This window comes from Vibrio sp. Y58_MX_L22, assembly GCF_024181865.1.
Classification (GTDB): Bacteria; Pseudomonadota; Gammaproteobacteria; order Enterobacterales; family Vibrionaceae; genus Vibrio; species Vibrio alginolyticus.
This window is the reverse complement of sequence record NZ_JAMZAN010000002.1, coordinates 60882-78826: the sequence shown is the minus strand read 5'-3', so window position 1 is coordinate 78826 and position 17945 is coordinate 60882. Positions and strand designations below refer to the sequence as shown.

Annotated in this window: 20 protein-coding genes; all 20 read left to right on the top strand. The window is 43.0% G+C overall.

Translation table 11 applies throughout. From position 1 onward, the window contains the following. The first annotated feature begins 90 nt into the window (after positions 1-90). The 20 genes from NL626_RS05500 (at position 91) to NL626_RS05405 (ending at position 17941) form a co-directional block, all read left to right on the top strand. Positions 91-1176: a phage major capsid protein gene (locus NL626_RS05500; protein ID WP_253657075.1), complete on the top strand. Its 1086-nt coding sequence runs from the start codon at positions 91-93 to the stop codon at positions 1174-1176. Positions 1177-1240: 64 nt separating this feature from the next. Next, positions 1241-1432: a hypothetical protein gene (locus tag NL626_RS05495; protein ID WP_253657074.1), complete on the top strand. Its 192-nt coding sequence runs from the start codon at positions 1241-1243 to the stop codon at positions 1430-1432. Further along, on the top strand, positions 1432-1755 hold the full coding sequence (locus tag NL626_RS05490) for a head-tail connector protein (protein ID WP_077281038.1): 324 nt from the start codon (positions 1432-1434) through the stop codon (positions 1753-1755). The genes NL626_RS05495 and NL626_RS05490 overlap by 1 nt, the downstream gene beginning before the upstream one ends. Beyond that, positions 1752-2084: a head-tail adaptor protein gene (locus NL626_RS05485; RefSeq protein ID WP_253657073.1), complete on the top strand. Its 333-nt coding sequence runs from the start codon at positions 1752-1754 to the stop codon at positions 2082-2084. The genes NL626_RS05490 and NL626_RS05485 overlap by 4 nt, the downstream gene beginning before the upstream one ends. Continuing rightward, positions 2084-2740: a hypothetical protein gene (locus NL626_RS05480; protein ID WP_253657072.1), complete on the top strand. Its 657-nt coding sequence runs from the start codon at positions 2084-2086 to the stop codon at positions 2738-2740. Before NL626_RS05485 ends, NL626_RS05480 begins: the two co-directional genes overlap by 1 nt. Continuing rightward, the gene (locus tag NL626_RS05475; protein WP_213899911.1) at positions 2731-3105 is read left to right on the top strand and encodes a hypothetical protein; all 375 of its coding nucleotides are present in this window, start codon (positions 2731-2733) and stop codon (positions 3103-3105) included. The genes NL626_RS05480 and NL626_RS05475 overlap by 10 nt, the downstream gene beginning before the upstream one ends. A 1-nt stretch (position 3106) precedes the next feature. Beyond that, positions 3107-3556, top strand: a complete 450-nt coding sequence (locus NL626_RS05470) for a hypothetical protein (RefSeq protein WP_213899910.1) — start codon at positions 3107-3109, stop codon at positions 3554-3556. A gap of 82 nt (positions 3557-3638) precedes the next feature. Beyond that, the gene (locus tag NL626_RS05465; RefSeq protein WP_213899909.1) at positions 3639-3932 is read left to right on the top strand and encodes a hypothetical protein; all 294 of its coding nucleotides are present in this window, start codon (positions 3639-3641) and stop codon (positions 3930-3932) included. A 23-nt stretch (positions 3933-3955) separates the two neighbouring features. Continuing rightward, positions 3956-4372 (top strand): hypothetical protein, encoded by a 417-nt coding sequence (locus NL626_RS05460; protein WP_213899908.1) that lies wholly within the window; start codon positions 3956-3958, stop codon positions 4370-4372. Positions 4373-4375: 3 nt separating this feature from the next. After that, positions 4376-6250 (top strand): hypothetical protein, encoded by a 1875-nt coding sequence (locus NL626_RS05455; RefSeq protein WP_253657071.1) that lies wholly within the window; start codon positions 4376-4378, stop codon positions 6248-6250. 75 nt (positions 6251-6325) lie between these two features. Continuing rightward, complete coding sequence (locus NL626_RS05450) at positions 6326-6904, top strand: hypothetical protein (protein WP_253657070.1); 579 nt, start codon at positions 6326-6328, stop codon at positions 6902-6904. Continuing rightward, positions 6904-7431, top strand: a complete 528-nt coding sequence (locus tag NL626_RS05445; RefSeq protein WP_213899905.1) for a hypothetical protein — start codon at positions 6904-6906, stop codon at positions 7429-7431. Before NL626_RS05450 ends, NL626_RS05445 begins: the two co-directional genes overlap by 1 nt. Further along, a complete protein-coding gene (locus NL626_RS05440) occupies positions 7419-7802 on the top strand; it encodes a hypothetical protein (RefSeq protein WP_077281048.1) in 384 nt (127 codons plus the stop codon). The genes NL626_RS05445 and NL626_RS05440 overlap by 13 nt, the downstream gene beginning before the upstream one ends. A gap of 2 nt (positions 7803-7804) precedes the next feature. Further along, a complete protein-coding gene (locus NL626_RS05435; RefSeq protein WP_253657069.1) occupies positions 7805-12124 on the top strand; it encodes a hypothetical protein in 4320 nt (1439 codons plus the stop codon). Positions 12125-12191: 67 nt separating this feature from the next. Next, entirely contained in the window at positions 12192-12593 is a 402-nt protein-coding gene (locus NL626_RS05430) for a hypothetical protein (protein WP_077281050.1), read from the top strand. A 9-nt stretch (positions 12594-12602) separates the two neighbouring features. After that, on the top strand, positions 12603-16274 hold the full coding sequence (locus NL626_RS05425) for a tail fiber domain-containing protein (protein WP_253657068.1): 3672 nt from the start codon (positions 12603-12605) through the stop codon (positions 16272-16274). 88 nt (positions 16275-16362) lie between these two features. Beyond that, entirely contained in the window at positions 16363-16758 is a 396-nt protein-coding gene (locus tag NL626_RS05420; protein ID WP_140289627.1) for a hypothetical protein, read from the top strand. A 91-nt stretch (positions 16759-16849) separates the two neighbouring features. Then, positions 16850-17188 carry a hypothetical protein gene (locus NL626_RS05415; protein WP_158156453.1) on the top strand — a complete coding sequence of 113 codons (339 nt, stop codon included), beginning with the start codon at positions 16850-16852 and terminating at the stop codon, positions 17186-17188. Further along, positions 17188-17421, top strand: a complete 234-nt coding sequence (locus tag NL626_RS05410; protein ID WP_158156455.1) for a hypothetical protein — start codon at positions 17188-17190, stop codon at positions 17419-17421. The genes NL626_RS05415 and NL626_RS05410 overlap by 1 nt, the downstream gene beginning before the upstream one ends. Positions 17422-17539: 118 nt before the next feature. Continuing rightward, a complete protein-coding gene (locus NL626_RS05405; protein WP_253657067.1) occupies positions 17540-17941 on the top strand; it encodes a hypothetical protein in 402 nt (133 codons plus the stop codon). The last annotated feature ends 4 nt before the right edge of the window (positions 17942-17945 follow it).

Below are 17945 nucleotides of genomic sequence, written 5' to 3'. Positions count from 1 at the left end.
GTCCTGTGTTTTCCCTGCGTGATGCTGTGGATGCAACTCTGACAATTCTTAAATCATACCCAAATTTAATTCAAGACACAAGGGAAAACTATGTCTAAAGAAATCCTAGACGCTATTGGTCAAATGGCGACTAAATCTGAAATCGAAGCAACTGTCGCGCCAGTAGGAGAAGAAGTTGCAGAACTGAAATCACGTCTTCGTGATATCGAAGCTAAAACATCTGCGGGTGATCTACACGGCGCAATTGCTGAAGCTAAATCAATCGGTGAACAGTTCGTAGAATCAGACGAATTCAAAGCTATTCGCGAAGGTAAAGCAACTCGTTCACGTATTGAAGTAAAAGCTGCAACTAACGCTTCTGCACTTACTTGGGACCAACGTTTGCCGGGTGTTGTAGCTGCACCACGTCAAGACCTAAGCATTCTTGACGCGCTACCAACACTAGCAGCAAATTCTCACTCACTACGTTATTTCCGTGAAGTACTTGACAGTGGCAACGCAGACGTTCGTGCAGATGAACTAGCAGCGTTCAAAGAAACTGATTACACGCTTGACGAACAAACTCTTGATATTCAAGAAGTTGGTCACTTCACTAAACTTTCTGGTCCGATGCAAGAAGACAACGCACTTGTTGTTTCTTTAATCAACACTCGTCTACCAGAACAAGTTGCTGAGAAGATTCAAGACCAAATCGTTAGCGGTACTGGTACTGCTGGTCAAGTTAAAGGTCTGACTCACACTGATAACCATATCGTGTTCACGCCTGAAGCGGGTGATAGCTCAATCGAATCTATCCGTAAAGCAATGGCACAAGCTGAAGCTGGTAAGTACAACCCACAAGTACTAATCATGCACCCACTCGACGCAGCAGCTTTCGATCTAGCGAAAGGTACTGATGGTCATTTTGTTGCAGCTTCTGTACGTGATGCAAACGGTGCTCGTATCTGGGGTCTACCAATCGTTAAGTCAACTGGTATCGCTCAAGGTTCATTCATGCTTGTAGATACTCGCTACGTATCTGTAGTTGCGCGCAACGGTATGACTATCGAATCAAGCAAATCAGATGGTACTGACTTCCAATCAAACATCACAACTGTACGTGCTAACCAACGTGTAGGTCTGATGGTTACTCGTAAAGAAGGCGTGATCTACGGTCAACTAGAAGCAGCGGCTTAATCACACGTTAACTAACTGAATGCCTCTCCATCGGGAGGGGCGTTTTTGTTTTAAGGAGCACTACATGAAATGCAATTTATCGTTCGCGTGTGAGTTTGGTTCTTTTGATGTCGGTGATGAAGTGGAAGATGTTCGCGTTCTAAGCAAATACCCGAATTACTTTGCTTCTGCGCCAGTACTTGAAACTAAGCCAGAACCAGTAGCACTCGAAACTAAAACACCGAAGAAGAGAACGCGCAGAGCTAAGGCGGAGTAATGATTGAACTTTCAGAGATCAAGCTTCAGTGCCGAATCGAAATCGAAGATACCTACGAAGACCGTTATCTAGAAATGCTATTAAAAGCGGCGCAGTCGTACATCGATACTTTCTTGAATCAGAAAGTGCGCTGGGACGGTTCGACGGGTGATATCCCTTTGTACCATGACATTAAACTTGCGGCATTAATGCTAATTGGTCACTGGTACGAGAATCGCGAAGCTACAACCGCAATCAATCTAAAAGAAGTCCCGCTTGCTACGAACTGTTTACTTGAGCAGTACCGAGTTATCCAAACTGGTTACTTGAGGGATAGCGTATGAGAGCAGGGCGTTTAAGGCACAGAGTCGAGCTTTACGACATTGTAGAAGCACAAGACAAATACGGTGCGCCAACTAATTCAAGAGTCAAAGTAGGTCAGTTTCAAGCTGATGTTGAACACGAAAAAGAAGTCGTCGATGGAACTCTGCTTCGTCGAAACGTTGAAACCGTTGTTTTCTTTTGTAGATACAACCGACAGATCAAAGGTCGTCGAGACACGATGTATATCGTGTTCGAGGGTGAAGAGTACGAGATTCAATCAGCAATAGACCCTGACTTCATGAAGCGCACGATGATCATCACAGCGAAGAAAGTCAAGGTAGGTCGTTAATGGCAATGACTAACAGCGGTATTGAAGTAAATGCAATACCAATCAACTTCGACCATTTGAACGAAGCACTCAAAGGAATGGCAGATCACGATACTCGTGGCAAAAAGTGGATGAAAGATGCATTCATGAGAGCGGGTACTGAAGCTTTCAAGCCAGTTGTTAGAGCATCTCGCTCATTCGCACCTCGTGGAAGAACAGGCAATACCAAGCGATATCTAACAGCGACACGTGGTTACTACAACCATGAACCAAAAGTCGGTAAATCAGGGAAGGTAAATAAGAGTAGTAAGAATCAATACATGATCGAAACGACTCTTTCACCGAAGTTCGACCAAGCAAACAGATCGAAAACATGGCGCGGTAAGTCATTGCGTTATCCGTTCATGAACGAAGTAGGTGTGCCGTCGCAGACATACGGGCGAATGAGCCGAGAGCCATATCGCAACTTGCATACGGTTCATAGAAAAGCACCAAGAAAGGCAATGGCATTCATGCATCGAGGCTTAGGTACTTCAGCAAATCGCGTCGTCAACATCTGGGCGAAGAGAATGAACTTCTACATCGGACTGTACGCGAAAACGACATACAAATCGTTGCGTGGCGCACGAACAAACTACATCAACACACGAGGCGGCAAAGGCAAGAAATGGCTTTGACATTAGTACACGACAAATTCAAAGCACTGCTTGATACAACGACAGGTGGCAGTGCTTATCCCGTCTATATCCCTCGAAATGCTAGTTACCCTGCTTACGCATTCGCTCAAGACGCTTTGAGTAGAGATATAGATTCGCGACTTCGAGTTACATCGATCTCAACACATTCATTCACGGTGTTTGTAGCGCACGAAGAATATGCACAGTGCCATGCAGCGGCACAAGCACTTCTAAATAAGTTAGACCAGCATAGCGACTCAGATTTCGCTCTTGTGTTGGTAGAAGACTGCCAAGACGGTTTTGACCCCGACATGATGGTCTACACGAAAACGCTAACTATCACCATGAAACACAAGGAACAATAACATGGCAGGTTTAACTGACATTTCTCTTGGTAACTTCACCAAGGTTTATTACGAAGATCTTGATTCTGGTAATACAGAAACTGAGATCTCGAACGTGCAATCGTTTAGTCACCCATCCGATGAACGAAACATTATCGACGTACCGCAATACGGACAAACGTATCAACGCAAACTAGCAGGTTCAGCATCAACAGGTGCAGCAGAACTAGTTGTTAACTTCAACCCAGCAGACGCGACTCATCAATACCTACTTGCAGAGTACAAATCAGGTCGTATTCAGACATTCAAAGTTGAAGTTCTTGCGGATGAATCAGGTACAGCAGGTTCGTTCTACACATTCAACGGTCAAGTTGCGAGTAAATCAGCATCTGGTGATTTCGACTCAGTAACAACTATCACTTTCAGTCTGTCAGTAGACGGTGCTCTAGGTGATTGGACTGATAACGCTTAATTAACCACTAAATAATTTCACAGAATATGCAGCCCTTCGTTTCTCTCTTTGCGTTGGGCTGCTCTTTAAAGAGGGATAAAAGATGAGCATTAAAGAACGTTTACTAAAACTCAAAGATCACATTCACACAGTCGAAATCGACGGTGAGAAGTACTACTACAAACACATGACTGCACCGCAACTTGCGATTGCTCAAAGCTGTAAATCAGAACAAATGAACAGTGCTGTTTTTGCACTATGCGCTTGTGAAGAAGACGGCTCACCGATTTTCACAATGGAAGAGCTAGACGAAGTAGAAGCATTGCCTATCGACTTAGTTACTAAAGTCGTTAATGCAATCTTCAACGCTGATGAAAAAAAGCCGCAAGACGCTTAATCGAAGAACCAGATTACAAATTCATGCTCCAACTGGCAATTGCTACAGGTTGGAGTCTTGAATACATCGAACAACTACCTTTCGAAATAATTGCCGAGTTCAAAGCATTGAATGCATGGCATCCCTTTACTGATGACCGACAAGCACACCAGCTTGGGATGATCGCGTCTCTATTGTCTCATCAAGTCTACAAGAAAGGTCTACAGCCACATGAAATGTTCCCGTATTTGCAAAACGGTGTACCTGAAGAATTAGAAGATGAACGGGTATTCAAAGCACGCCAGTTAGTAAATCAGACCGTCATGATGCCTGAGAACGTTCGCGTTAAAGCGTTAGAAAACATCCGACAGAAAATTCGTGAAGAAATCGACATTGAGCAAGCAAACGAGTTTCCGCGTTGGTACGTGGTCAGGGAGTTGAACAAGTTACTAAGGGAGTAACCAATGTCGCAACAATTAAGTCAAGTTAACGTTCGCCTGACGGCGAACAATATTGACTATATCCGAAAGCTAGTCGCAGCCCAAGAAGAGACTAAAAAACAAACGGGCAAAATGAGCAAAGAATTCAATACGATGCAAAAGCGTATTAAGTCGGCTGCTCAGGGCATGGGTTATCAGATTCAAGATATTGCAGTTCAGGCTCAAATGGGTACTGACAATCTGATTATCTTAGCTCAACAGGGTCCACAAATCTTATCGCTACTTGGCCCAATGGGTGCGCTTGCTGGTGCAGCTCTTGCTATCGCGTCTGCAATGGGTATGGCTTCTAAAGCAGGTACAGACTTAGACGCAAGCAACGAATCGCTTGTTCGTTCAAGTAAATCTGTCATTGAAAAGCTACGCGAAATGGCTGACGAAGCTCAGTATCTCAATGCTGTTCAAGTTGAATACTTACAGAAGCAAGATAAAGCAACGATCAAATCACTGAACGATCAAATCACGAAACAGAAAGCTGTAATGGAAACGATTGACCGTCGCGTACAGCAAACTGGTCGTTTGTCTAAAGAAGACCAAAAGCAGTATGAACAAGCTCGTGCTGCAATGAGCGTCTACGAACAAGACTTAAAAGAAGCAGAAGAACGTCATGATAGTTACAACAAAGTACTAAGACGTTCGACTGCTGCAAATGATGACGATGTAGATTCGATCAACCGAAAACACCAAGCAATCGAAGACATGATTGAATCGTATCGCTTGCGTTCAGAGATTCAAGATAAATCAGCACGTCAACAAGCGATAGAAAATGCATTGTCTGAAGCTGGTTCTAATATCTTGCCAAAACAGCGCGAGCGACTTGTCCAGTATATCAATACGTTATACGACAAGATCGACAAGCAGAAAGCAGATGCCAAAGCAGTTAAAGATGCAGCAAAGGCAGAAGTTGAGCGTCAAAAGCAACTAGCTAAGACACAACGCGAACAACGTAAAGCAGCAGCAGAGCAGAAACGCTTCAGAGAGCAACAAGCAGCAGAATTAGTCAAACTTGAGCAACAGCGCATCGAAGAGCGTAACAAGCGTCTAAACGACGTAGCGAAGCAAATAGCGTCGCAACGCAATAGCATGATGACTCCTGAACAGATTGAACTTGAGAAGTTCAAACAGAACTCTGAGTTACTTCAAAACGAACTGTCTATGACCAAACAATGGGAATATTCAGAACGTGCTCGTATCAATCAGTTGATGGAACAAGAGCAGCAAAGACATGCTGATTCGATGTCATTGATTAGTCGTCAACAGACAATGAATGACTTGAACAACATGAACACGTTTTTGTCTGGTATGTCTGACATTACGAGCAAGCTTGGCAATATCTCGAAAGAGAACGAAACACTTGCAAAAGTAGCATTCGTTGCCAACCAAGGCATTGCTATCGCGAACACTATTGTCGCAACAGAACTTGCCGCTGCTAAAGCACTTGCTTACACAGAGAACATGACATTACCGCAAGCTCTAGCTTCACAACAAGCAATTCGAGCTATGGGTTATACATCTGCGGGTATTATCGCTGGTACAACAATCGGTGGTCTAGCTACTGGTCAGTATCACGGTGGTACAGACTCAGTTCCTGAAAGCATGAACAACAAATCGTTCTTATTGAAAGCTGGTGAACGTGTCGTACAGCCGAAAGCTAACCAAGATTTGACTGAATATCTTGCTAATGCGAAAGACGGTAATAACGGTACTACGACTATATCTGCACCAATGACTATCAACGGTAACGTGACAGATAAAGCTTGGTTCGCTACAGAGCTTTCTAAGCACCGCAACTTAATAGCTGCAATGAACGACAAAGTTAAACGCGAACGTCCGAGACGCTAAACGTGGCTAATAAATCTAAGACTCCTTCGGGAGTCTTTTTGTTTCTCACTAAATAAAACAATAAGGGAGAAACAAATGACAACTCTACATTTACCTGACGAAATCATAATTTCAAACGTGCAAATCAAGCACAACATGCCGAGCTTTAACACCGAATCAATATCTCTGAAAACACGTTCTCGTGATCGTGGATTACATCGTATTGAAGGCTCTTTTGATGTCTCTATTCAAGGGTTGAAAGCACAGAAAGCGTGGACAGCATTCATGCTCAAACTACGTGGTCGATATAACACGTTTTATCTCGACTTACCGATGCACTTCAAAAGTGACATTTACAGAAACCCGACTCTAGCAAGCCCAGCAAATATCGGCGCTAACACGATAAACCTTGGTGGTTTGTTTACAGGGATATCAGCAGGCAGTTGTTTCACGATGCTTAATGATCCTAAGACCTATTTCGTAGTCGATGACGTTACGCGAGATGGTGTTGTAGAAATCTATCCCGCTTTGATGAAACCGCAACTTGATACATCACCTGTTGAGTTCGTAGCACCGAAGATCACGTGTCGCCTAGATGATCAAATACCGACTATCGACTACTCAGAAAACGGCTTACTCGTAGAGACAACTATCAACTTTATAGAGGCAATCTAATGGACATCGTTTTAATTTCACTAGATATGACAGCCGCCCCAGCGGGTAGAGTTCATCGTATGTGTACAGCACCGTTCAACGTAACTTACAACGGTTACGAATATATCGGTATTGGCGACATCATCAATATTGATGATCTTGATTTGACCGCTGACTTAACAAGTATCGGTTTAAGTTTCACGCTAGGTGGTATCGACCCCGCTTACCGTAGAGAAATCGATAACAATGGGTTTAAACGAGCGCCGATTGAAGTGCTGCTTGCGACAGTGGCAGATGGTACGAACGTAGTACCTGACAACACAGCAATTTTCTATCACAGAGGCACTTGCGATACGCCAAATACGTCAATTGACCACGATACAGGCACGCTTGTTATCAACATCACAACACAGTCAATGCTCGGAAATCTGAAGAAAATCCCCGACTTATGTCGAACAAGTCAAGCAACGCACACAGCAAGACATCCTGGTGATGATTTCTTCAAATTCGTAGCAACTACGGAGCAAGAAGAACTATGGATCTCGTAGCAATCAATACGGTTCTTAGACGTTATCGAAACAAGAAGCTCGTCTATGGCGAGCTTGATTGCAACCTAATGTTTCTTGAAATCTTCGAACCTGAGTTATTCAAAATCATGCAAGGTCGCTACACGACAACGAGAGGTGGTGCTCGTGTAGCGAAGAAAGAAACGGGACATGCCTCAGTCAAATCGTTCGTTATAGCTAGCGATAAATACAAGCAGAAATCATTCAACGCTATATCGGCGGGTGACATCTTGATCAATGGACTTCATGTAGCTATTTGCCTTGGTCATTACACGTTCAATCTCGACGGTGAAGTATTCAAATTAATCGAAACCAGACATTTCAAACACTGTTTGGTTTTTAGTAGGGAGTAACAATGGGACAAGCAGCTATACCATTTGTCGTAGCTACCGCAGTAAGTGCGGGTATCTCGATTTACATGGCATCTCAGTTTGATAACTCGGTCAACGATACAGGTACATCGGTTAATAAATCAGGTACAAGTGCAGCACGAAACCCTGTTTATGGTACTTGCGTTGCAAATGGCATTCCTGTTTACAACAACGTACAGAACCGTAACCGAGCAAACCTATTAAATGTATTTGCATGTGGTATCGGTGTTACTGGTATTCGACAGTTATACATTGATGATGTCGAAGTACTAGGTAGTGATCTAGTTTCTCGTAGAGAAACCCCTGATGGTGGCACTAATCAGCTACGTTATGGTAGCAGTAGCTTGATCAATGGCTTTGAAAAACAATGTGAGATTCAATTGCGTGCAGGGTTAGACACTGGTGTTCCAATGCAACTAGCGATTGATTACGGCGATGGTGAATGGACAGATGCAATGCGTGGTGATCGCGTGTGTGCAGTCGCTATTCGATCTCGCCGTATTGTCGATGAAGAAGCTGTTCGTATTATGGCTGACCAATTCAAGGTTTCGATGCTTGTAGATGGTCTTCCTCTTTACGACCCGCGATATAATCAAATTGGCGAAAAGCAGTTCTATCATACAGCCCCTGATATTCCAGAAAATCATCGCGAATGTGGCCGTAACCCAGCATTAGCAATTTTAGATTATCTAACCAATGACTACTATGGCATGGGTAAACCGCTTGAATTCTTCGATATCGAATCATTCAAAGCTGCCGCGACGTGGTGTGATGAAAATGACTTTCATATTGATGGTCAGCTAGACAACACGCAAGAGTTCTCAAAGAACATTGATGATATGTTGAAATGTGCGAACTTGAGTCTAACAAACGGCGGCGATTTCATTCAGTTGCGTTATGAAGACGTAGAAATGCCAGTTCAAGATTTTGATGAGCACAACATCATCAACGGCACGCTAGAGATCACTGAACAAAACTCAAGTGACTACGCAAACGTCATAGAAGTTGAGTTTAAGAACACAGAGCTTGATGAAGAAAAAGATGTCTTTACATTGCCTGAAGATGTAAATAGCGATCCGCAAATCATTGAAGATGGGTTCGTTGAATCGGTAACGCTATCAATGCCACTTGTTCGTTATGCAGGCTCAAAACGCAACGATACTTACTCTCCGATGAAAAAGATTGCTAACCGCGAACTAGCTCGTCGCAAGTATCAGAAACAAATAAGATTTGACGTAGATTTGTATGAAACACCAGTTCGTATCTTTGATATCGTCACAGTGACAGATGAAGAGTTAGGTTGGGAACAAAAAGAGTTTCGTGTTACCGCTATCGAACGTTCGCTATCAAGTGACCGATTCAACATTGCTACGATCTCTCTAACCGAATATGCAGACGAAATCTACTTGGGAACGAGAAATGGTGGGGGTGGTTCGGCGAAGCCAGTTAAGACCGAAGTATCTGCACCTACAAATTTAAACTTCAGCATCGAAGATTACACATCTCGTGGTTACGGAACATTGACTTGGAATCGAACTTGGTTTGAAGCTGATGCCGAGTTTCTTGTTGATTACAAGCGTTCAAGCGAATCTGCATGGACGCGCCTAGGCAGAACGAAAGATAGACTATGGAAAGTAGCTCGCTTATTCCCAGATAGCTATGACTTCCGTGTCGCAACGCATTCGAATCTGTACGGTACGTCTGATTTTGTTCAAATCGACAATTATATTGTGTCATCGCTAGGTACGTTGCCCAATGTTACTGGCGCGGTAGGCGAGTTCGATGGTCTTGTTTGTGAATTCAAATGGGACGATATGCTTGACCGCAAAGTAGAGGGAGACTTTGAAGATATAAAGCTCGTTCGCGAGGTATTCAGCCATTATAGAGTTTCATTGTTCGACGTGAGTAATGGCGAGAGTCTGATAGATACGTTTACAACTGCTAATAACACGTTTACTTGGACTTATGAACAAAACGTCTCAGCGTCGCTTACACGAAGCTTGAGAGTCAAAGTTGAAATCGTTGCGATAGACGGTTCTATGTCTAACATCACGAGTTCAGCTACAGCAACAGCTATTAACGCTCAGTGTGATGTACCTACTGGATTAAACAATTATGGTCGATTGGGTGCAATTTGGTTCAACTACGACCCGAGCGCAGATTCTGATTGGTCTGGTACTGAAATTCACGTTTCAGAAACAGCAGGTTTTGTACCGTCAAGTCAAACACTAGCAGGTGTGCTTGGCAAACAAACATCATGGACATGGTATTACCCAGAAGGAACGCCAGACAACGAAATCAGGTACATTAAAATAGGTCACTTCGACTCTTTCGGCAGAGATAATATCAAGTTCTCGCCAGAACAAGCGATTCAGAATTATCACATCGATAATGATGCAACGCCTTTTGATGATACCGATTTACAGAATCAAATTGCAGCAAATGATGCGGTACTTGCGGCACATGAAGCTGAGTTAGGACAGCATGATGCACGTATGAATGGTCATGACAGTACATTAGCAAGTCACAACTTGCGTATGAATGACCATGATACGACTCTTGCTGCACATGAGACGACCATGAACAACTTGCAGTCTGATCTAGATGCAGCAGAACAAGCATTCAGCGAGCAGATACCTAGTGTTTCAAATGAACTAAGTCAGCTACGCAATGCAGCTAACGCACCAACTTTACCGAGTGGAACGCCGATTGATACACGTATCAACATCGTAGCTTCGCCTGATAAGACTGAAACAGCCGCTTGGGGGTTGTTTGCTAGTAATACTGGCAAATCGCAGTTTATTGTTGCAGCAGATGAGTTCATTGTTGCTGGTGGTAATAATGGCAATGCAGCAAACGATGATGTTGCTTTCTATTTCTCGAATGGTCAGTTGTTAATTAACAATACGACAATCAAGAACTTAACGGCTTCGAACATCGCAGCAAACGCGATTAACTCAAGTCATATCGCAGCAGGTTCTATCGTTGCTAGTGACATAGCTACAGGTACGATTACATCAACGCAACTTGCCGCAAATAGTGTAACTGCGAGTGAAATCGCAGCAGATGCCGTGACCGCTTCGAAGATTGCTGCGAACGCTATTACATCAAGTCATATTGCAGCAGGCTCGATTGTTGCCAGTGATATAGCTACAGGTACTATTACTGCAACACAACTTGCAGCGAATAGTGTCACTGCTTCAGAAATCGCTACAAATGCGGTAACGGCTAATAAAATCGCAGCGGGTTCCATTACAGCAGCTAAAATCAGCTCGAATGCCATTGAAACCAATCACTTATCAACGGGAGCTATTACAGCAGCCAAGATTTCATCTGGTGCTATTACTGCAAGTAAAATATCGGCTGATGCAATCAATGGATCACATGTCAGTGCATCAAGCGATATCGTTGTTGGTTCTGGTCATGACATTGTACGTTTGAATGGCTCTGCCTCGACTTGGCGTATAGCTGCGGGTAATGCATCTATGTCGTCTTCTCCGTTTAGAGTCGATAAAGACGGTAAGATGTACGCGACTAATGCTGTTGTTTCAGGCTCGGTAACGGCAACGGGTGGTCGTATCAGCGGTTCTTTGTATGTAGGTACTGGAAACAACTCTAGTGATTACACTGTGTGGTACGGAAACAAGCATCCGAATACCAACGGCGAGTCATTCAGAATGGTCAGTGATGGTAAGTATCGTCTTCGTCAATGGTATAACGGACGAACTATTTGGTATCAGAACGACGGTTCAAGTCACTTCTTAGATGTAAACCCAGCCGCAAACACTGCGAAGTTCTACGGAACAGTACAAGCAGAAAAAATTGTCGGCGATATCGTCTCTGCAACAGCTAAAGACATGAATTACCGCAGCAGTAATGCGTCTGTGTCGAGATATTCATGGTTGAATGTTACGCAAGTAACAATAAGTAACTCAAGACCTTATGATCGAACATTGATTATTGAACCGATGAACATCGATTCTATCTTTGTCACGATCTACTCGAATTCAGATGGACAGTACGATGCTATCTATCGTCTGGTTGATGAAAACGGAACCGTTTTCTTCGAAAGTCGAATAGATAATAAGTTTTTCACTGGTAGCACACCACCTTATAAAGCAAGTCCGTCAGTTAGAAGAGTATTTGCTAGTATCCCTGCAAATACTCCAGCGGGTGTACTGTACCTTCAGTTTAGATGTACATCGCGAGATACATTATCAACGCATATTGATTACGACGGTGACAGAAGACTTAATCATAAACTGACTGCTCAGTTGTTCCAAAACAGTAATGAAATCCACTAATTAAGAGACTCCTTCGGGAGTCTCTTTTGTTTCTTCTAAATAAACGTATCAGAGGAGAAACAAGCAAATGGCAAAGATTACTGAACATATCACCGAAACTCGTGGTGATACCATTTTTAGTCCAACGTGGTTCATTCTTGTCGAAGATTTACCGCCAAATGTAACTTATCAAGAAATCGTAACTGGTATTGCTAATGGCACATATACGCCAGTTGACCTAACAGCATACGAAATTAAAGGGCAGGTTCGAGCAACACCCCAAGGTACGGTCGTTCTTGACTTACCGCTAGTCGTTACAGACGACTACAAGCTTTCATTCACGATCCCCGCTGAAATCACCGCAGCATTTACAAACGAAAATCAAAGCTACGGCTACGACATTCAGTTCAAAACAATTGCGGACGGCACAGTAAAAACTTGGATCGCTGGAAAACTAACAATCACAACTGATTACACATACACAGAATAAGGGGGCGACATGCCATCATTTGTCAGTGTGAAGTCTCCGAACTTCGGTTCAGTGGCTCAGATCAACAAAGAAGAAATTACAAACGTTTACAAGCTCGATAATGCTGATATTCAAAGTTACTACAACGAGCAATCGCGAGAATATCGCGACAAAGCACATCAATGGGCTGAAGAGTCAGAAAACGTTGAAGTTCAACCAAACGAATATTCAGCGAAGCATTACAGCTTGAAATCACGTCAAGCAGCGAATGATGCGTCATTTGCACAAACTAAAGCAGAACAAGCACAAGCATTGTCAGAAAGCGCAGAAGAAGCGGCAGCACTAAGTGAAGTTAACGCATCAACGAGTGAAGCCAATGCCAAATCTAGCGAAACAAGTGCAGCAGAATCGGCTTCAGCAGCGTCATTAAGTGAATCTAATTCAAAAGTTAGCGAACTTGCTGCTAAGGATAGTGAAAATGCTTCAGCCACTAGTGAAGCAAATGCTAAAACTAGTGAGTCAGCAGCAGCTACAAGCGAAACAAATGCTAAAGCAAGTGAACTTGCTTCTAAGAACTCAGAAAGTGCAAGCCGTACGTCTGAACTAAATGCATCACAAAGTGCGACAGCAGCAGCTACAAGCGAAACAAATGCTAAAACAAGTGAACTTGCTGCAAAGTCATCTGCGACTAATGCCGATACGTCTGCATCTGAAGCGAGAGCTGATGCTATTAGAGCAGAAATCGCTGCGGACGCAGCCGCTAGTGCTTTATCACCTAAAGGGGATTGGGATGCCTCGACAGGTCTATTTCCATCGCCAACAATGTCACCAGAGCGTGCAGATTTTTATCAAATTTCTGTAGCGGGAACGATGAGTAACTCGAACGCAGCGCAGCCTGATATCTCAGTCGAAGTTGGTGATCAATTGTATTGGAATCTTGAGAAAGACATCTGGTACAAAATTGATAACACTGATTTGGTTCGCACAGTAGACGGAATGCAGGGTGATGTCGTAATCGACAAATATACAAAAGCAGAAGTCAATGCAATTGAATCGGGATTACAGAATCAAATTGACACAATCACCCCAACATCTATCGGTGCTTTACCTGTAAACGGTACGGCGAACAAAGCTGATAAATGGACTAATTCTCGCAAAATCACTCTAAACGGCGACTTAACTGGCTCAGTTGATATTGACGGCAGCACTAATGTCACTCTCTCCGCTTCGGTCAAAAACAATAGCCATACGCATAGTGATATTCTAGCAATCGATGATCGCGACGTTAAACCCAATACAACAGGAATCGAAAATAAACACGGTGCTAAAGTGTTTTTTACATCCCTAAGAGGTATGAACGGTGAAGCTGGTAGCGGTGACTATCAAGATCTCATGGTTTTCGACACGTACACCGATTCGTCTGGCGGCAATGTCAATGCAATCACGCTTGATAAGGTCAAAGATGGTGGGTTGCGGCTATGGTCCGCAAAGAGGGGCGATGAAGCTTGGGGAGAAAGTCAGCGAGTATTTGCCGATAATTATCACCCGAACGCAGACAAATGGACTAAAGCTCGAATACTAAATTTAACTGGTGACGTAAATGGTTCTGTGTCGATTGACGGTAGTTCAGACGTTACTTTAAATGCCACAGTAGCAAACGACTCACACACTCATGACGGACGTTACTATACAGAATATGAAGTAGACGTTATCCAAAGTGGTTTGCAAACGCAAATCAACAATCGCGCTACACATGCCGTGGTAGGTATTCCTAAAGATGGGAGTTACAAAGCTACAGGTAAAACTTCAGGTAGTGAGACAATAGATTTTGATGAAATTGAACAAGCCGGTATATACAAGAACTTAGCTCGAAGTGACTCATCTAATAGACCAGATAACAAAACCGGGTTTGCTTACGTACAAAACTTCACGTACGGAACTACTGGCAATATTACTCAGTTAGCCATTCCATATGGGACTAGCTCTCGCACAGGGCGCATTGCTATCAGAAGCCGTTACAGCGGCGAGTGGCAACCTTGGGATTATCTATACAGTTCCCTGAATAAACCCACTCCGAATGAATTAGGGGCATATACAACTGATGAAGTTAATGCTATTGGAACAGGACTTCAAAACCAAATCGATACACTTGATAGTGAGGTAGTTAAGACTTCAGGTGCTCAAACTATTTCTGGCACAAAAGAGTTTAGTCAAACATTGGTTGCAACATCTATTGCGTCTACGATAAGTGTTGATCAAGGGCTATTACTCTTTAATGGCGGCTCAACTCGTCTAGGTGGCACAGGTTCAGCAGCAGGTATTCAATTACGTCCTAATGGTCGAGACGTTACTTCAGACACTGATTACTTTAGTTTTCAGCCAAATGGCACAGTTGAGTATGAAGGTGCAAGTAACTTTAGTATTTCTCGCGCAGGTGGTAAGCATGGTGTGTTTGCTTATGCAGATGGTCGTACTTTCTTAACTGGTGATGATGGTAATATTGAATTACGTCCTAGAGGATTGTCTGATGCATCTAAAGGGCTATCAATGTCTTCAACAGGTACGACTATTCATTCCCATTCCGGTGGTGCATTTTTGTCTTTTAGAGATGCAGTTAATGACGGTAATAATTCCAGCTCATATATGCAATGGATGCACTTAGACAATACCCGTCGAGGTTTCCTTGGGTTTGGCTCGTCTGCTAATAACAATATGACGTGGTTCAATGATGAGGGTACAAACAATATTGCTCTTAAAGACAATGGCGAAATTGATGTAAATACTGGCTCAGTTGATAGAATTAATTTGGATGGTCGTGTGTACGGTGACCGATTCCTTTCTACTGCTTCTACCGGTGGTTCGTGGGGGCACTCTGCTTCGGCTGCTCTAACCCTTGATGGTACTAGTTCAGGTCTTGCGTATAACTTAGTAAAAGTAGGTAGTGATGGTGCTAAGATTCAGGCATTGGGTGAAGGTGGTAACTCTATGCGCTTATACCCAGCAGGAGGAAGTGCATCGTACTTTAACTTCTCTCCAGACGGTATGTTGATGCCTGCTGATTCTATTATCAGATTCCAAGGGGATTATCCAAATACGGGTAACCAAGCACCTATCTTTTTTGACTTTGATAATCCTAGTGATGGTAGTACGTCTCAGGTTATGCGTTCTATGCGTGAAACATCTACAGCGGCTTGGGTATGGGAACGTCTTAATTCAGCAACTATTCAGTACTCTACAGGTGTTAATGGTAATGGGGCATCTCAGATTACATTAGATGTTACAAATGCTCGTGTAGGGCAAAACGGTGCTCCAACATCTTCATTCCACCTGACTCGTAAAGATTACGTAGATGGTGTGGCTTCAGATGAACGATTGAAGTCAAACATTAAAACAGTTGAAGATGCTTTATCGATTGTGAACCAAATTCCAGTGAAAACTTATTTGAAAGAAGTAAGAGAGTGGGACGAGGAAGCCAAAGAAGATAAAGTGGTTCATAAGTTTGAGTATGGCTTTATTGCCCAAGAAGTAGAAGAAGTATTACCTCACTTGGTTACTGAACGTGAACAAGATGGTATGAAAGAGATTCTTCGTACCGGTAACGATCTTCACGCATTGTCTTTTGGTTCAATTCAACAGTTAAAAGCTGAGAACCAAGAACTGAAAGAACGTCTAGCAGCTATCGAAGCTAAGTTAGAACTTTAATGACAAAGCTCCTTCGGGAGCTTTTTTGTTATTAATGATCGCGACCTTTTTTGTTTCTAAATAATAGATACAACTAAGAGGTTAAGATATGCATCACTATTCAATCAAGATGTGCCGCGGCGATACCTTTCAGAGTGATTATTTCAAAATCTACGACGATTCAATCCCTGATACGCTTTCCGTTCAAGAGTTAGACGAAGCGGTCGCTAATGGCACTTACAAAATCATCAATGTCTCAGACTTAACGATAACCGGTATGGCTCGTAGTGGCTATGACGGACTAAAGATATTCGACTTAGATATCATCAAAGAGTCAGACCGATTTTACTTCGAAATTACCCCGACAAAAACAACTCCACTCAACGGCGGCTCACAAACGCTTGTCTATGACATTCAAGTGAAAGACGCAGATGGAATTGTCACTACGCTGATCAACGGAACGATTACAGTAATGCCAGACGCAACTACTGAACACGTTTTATAAGGGGGCGATATGTATGTAGTACGAATTCCTAGAAAACGTTTGTCAGTTATCAGAACAAAACGGCCACGTCTAAGTGTGGTAAGGGGGAAAAATGTCATTTAAGACAGAATGGTTAGCTTGGCTAATCCCTCTCGCAGTTGGTTACGGGGTTTTGCAACAACAAGTTACTGAAGGGGCCGAAGTTCAGAAGAGGCTCGATGTCAAAGTCGAAGCAATAACGACAATACAACAAAACCAGCAAGTTGATTTAACTCGCATTAAATCAAACGTTGATCAACACGATAAAGAAATCGAGTCGATGCGTCCGATCTATATCGATTTGCAGAAAACGCTCGCGAGCTTAGATAAAACACTAGCTCGGCAGCAAGTAAAGATGTCAACCATCGAAGATGACATCAAAGAAATCAAACAAGCAATAGTGAGAGACTAATGGCAATCAATCTTAAAGCGATAGCATCGGCAATGAACATCATCACACCGATTGCTAGTAAATTAAAAACTTGGATTTTTTCTGACGGGAAATTCAATCTGAAAAGGGCAGCAATCTTGCTATTGTCTGCATGTTTAATTGGCGGTTCGGTTCACTACATGGGATATGAGCAAACCGAACAAATCATCGAATTAGTTGATCAAGCGTCTGACATCATCGGTTACGCTGAGTAAACCGTATAACTTGCAATGTAGCTAATTCCTTGAAAAAAAGTGTCCTTTTCCATCAAAGCGAGTATTATTGATATCAATATGCATCCAATTTAACTTATCTTGAAAGTAGGGCACACGTATGCAAGATGATGACTCTAAACTACCACGTAAAGGCCTCAGAGCAACTAAGGCTAGCGGCGAATCTCAATTATATCCAAGCTATTTTGATTCTATGGGTGGACTCGGTGCTTCAGCGTCAAAATCGCACGAGGCAGCATTTGATGCGATCCCAGAATCCTCTGGTGCTTATGATGTGTTCATAGAATTAGCGAAAAATGCAAAAACGGATGCGCAGATACAAAAAGTTATCAGCGCAACTGAAAAATGCAGAGAGCAAGACGCCGCAACCACGCAGCACATTGTAAAGGCCAACGCCGATAATAATGAGATGTTCAAATATCTCGCTTACGGCATTACTGGAGCGGCACTGGTAGCGGGTGGTTATGGCTACTATCTAGCAAACAAGAAAGATGAAGACTGAAACA

What these genes read in the sequence shown, in the direction of transcription:
- NL626_RS05495 (WP_253657074.1), top strand. Translation starts at nt 1,241, where the DNA reads ATGAAATGCAATTTATCGTTCGCGTGTGAGTTTGGTTCTTTTGATGTC.
- NL626_RS05435 (WP_253657069.1), top strand. Translation starts at nt 7,805, where the DNA reads ATGGGACAAGCAGCTATACCATTTGTCGTAGCTACCGCAGTAAGTGCG.
- NL626_RS05485 (WP_253657073.1), top strand. Translation starts at nt 1,752, where the DNA reads ATGAGAGCAGGGCGTTTAAGGCACAGAGTCGAGCTTTACGACATTGTA.
- NL626_RS05500 (WP_253657075.1), top strand. Translation starts at nt 91, where the DNA reads ATGTCTAAAGAAATCCTAGACGCTATTGGTCAAATGGCGACTAAATCT.
- NL626_RS05425 (WP_253657068.1), top strand. Translation starts at nt 12,603, where the DNA reads ATGCCATCATTTGTCAGTGTGAAGTCTCCGAACTTCGGTTCAGTGGCT.
- NL626_RS05450 (WP_253657070.1), top strand. Translation starts at nt 6,326, where the DNA reads ATGACAACTCTACATTTACCTGACGAAATCATAATTTCAAACGTGCAA.
- NL626_RS05490 (WP_077281038.1), top strand. Translation starts at nt 1,432, where the DNA reads ATGATTGAACTTTCAGAGATCAAGCTTCAGTGCCGAATCGAAATCGAA.
- NL626_RS05455 (WP_253657071.1), top strand. Translation starts at nt 4,376, where the DNA reads ATGTCGCAACAATTAAGTCAAGTTAACGTTCGCCTGACGGCGAACAAT.
- NL626_RS05420 (WP_140289627.1), top strand. Translation starts at nt 16,363, where the DNA reads ATGCATCACTATTCAATCAAGATGTGCCGCGGCGATACCTTTCAGAGT.
- NL626_RS05415 (WP_158156453.1), top strand. Translation starts at nt 16,850, where the DNA reads ATGTCATTTAAGACAGAATGGTTAGCTTGGCTAATCCCTCTCGCAGTT.
- NL626_RS05480 (WP_253657072.1), top strand. Translation starts at nt 2,084, where the DNA reads ATGGCAATGACTAACAGCGGTATTGAAGTAAATGCAATACCAATCAAC.
- NL626_RS05475 (WP_213899911.1), top strand. Translation starts at nt 2,731, where the DNA reads ATGGCTTTGACATTAGTACACGACAAATTCAAAGCACTGCTTGATACA.
- NL626_RS05465 (WP_213899909.1), top strand. Translation starts at nt 3,639, where the DNA reads ATGAGCATTAAAGAACGTTTACTAAAACTCAAAGATCACATTCACACA.
- NL626_RS05445 (WP_213899905.1), top strand. Translation starts at nt 6,904, where the DNA reads ATGGACATCGTTTTAATTTCACTAGATATGACAGCCGCCCCAGCGGGT.
- NL626_RS05405 (WP_253657067.1), top strand. Translation starts at nt 17,540, where the DNA reads ATGCAAGATGATGACTCTAAACTACCACGTAAAGGCCTCAGAGCAACT.
- NL626_RS05430 (WP_077281050.1), top strand. Translation starts at nt 12,192, where the DNA reads ATGGCAAAGATTACTGAACATATCACCGAAACTCGTGGTGATACCATT.
- NL626_RS05460 (WP_213899908.1), top strand. Translation starts at nt 3,956, where the DNA reads ATGCTCCAACTGGCAATTGCTACAGGTTGGAGTCTTGAATACATCGAA.
- NL626_RS05410 (WP_158156455.1), top strand. Translation starts at nt 17,188, where the DNA reads ATGGCAATCAATCTTAAAGCGATAGCATCGGCAATGAACATCATCACA.
- NL626_RS05440 (WP_077281048.1), top strand. Translation starts at nt 7,419, where the DNA reads ATGGATCTCGTAGCAATCAATACGGTTCTTAGACGTTATCGAAACAAG.
- NL626_RS05470 (WP_213899910.1), top strand. Translation starts at nt 3,107, where the DNA reads ATGGCAGGTTTAACTGACATTTCTCTTGGTAACTTCACCAAGGTTTAT.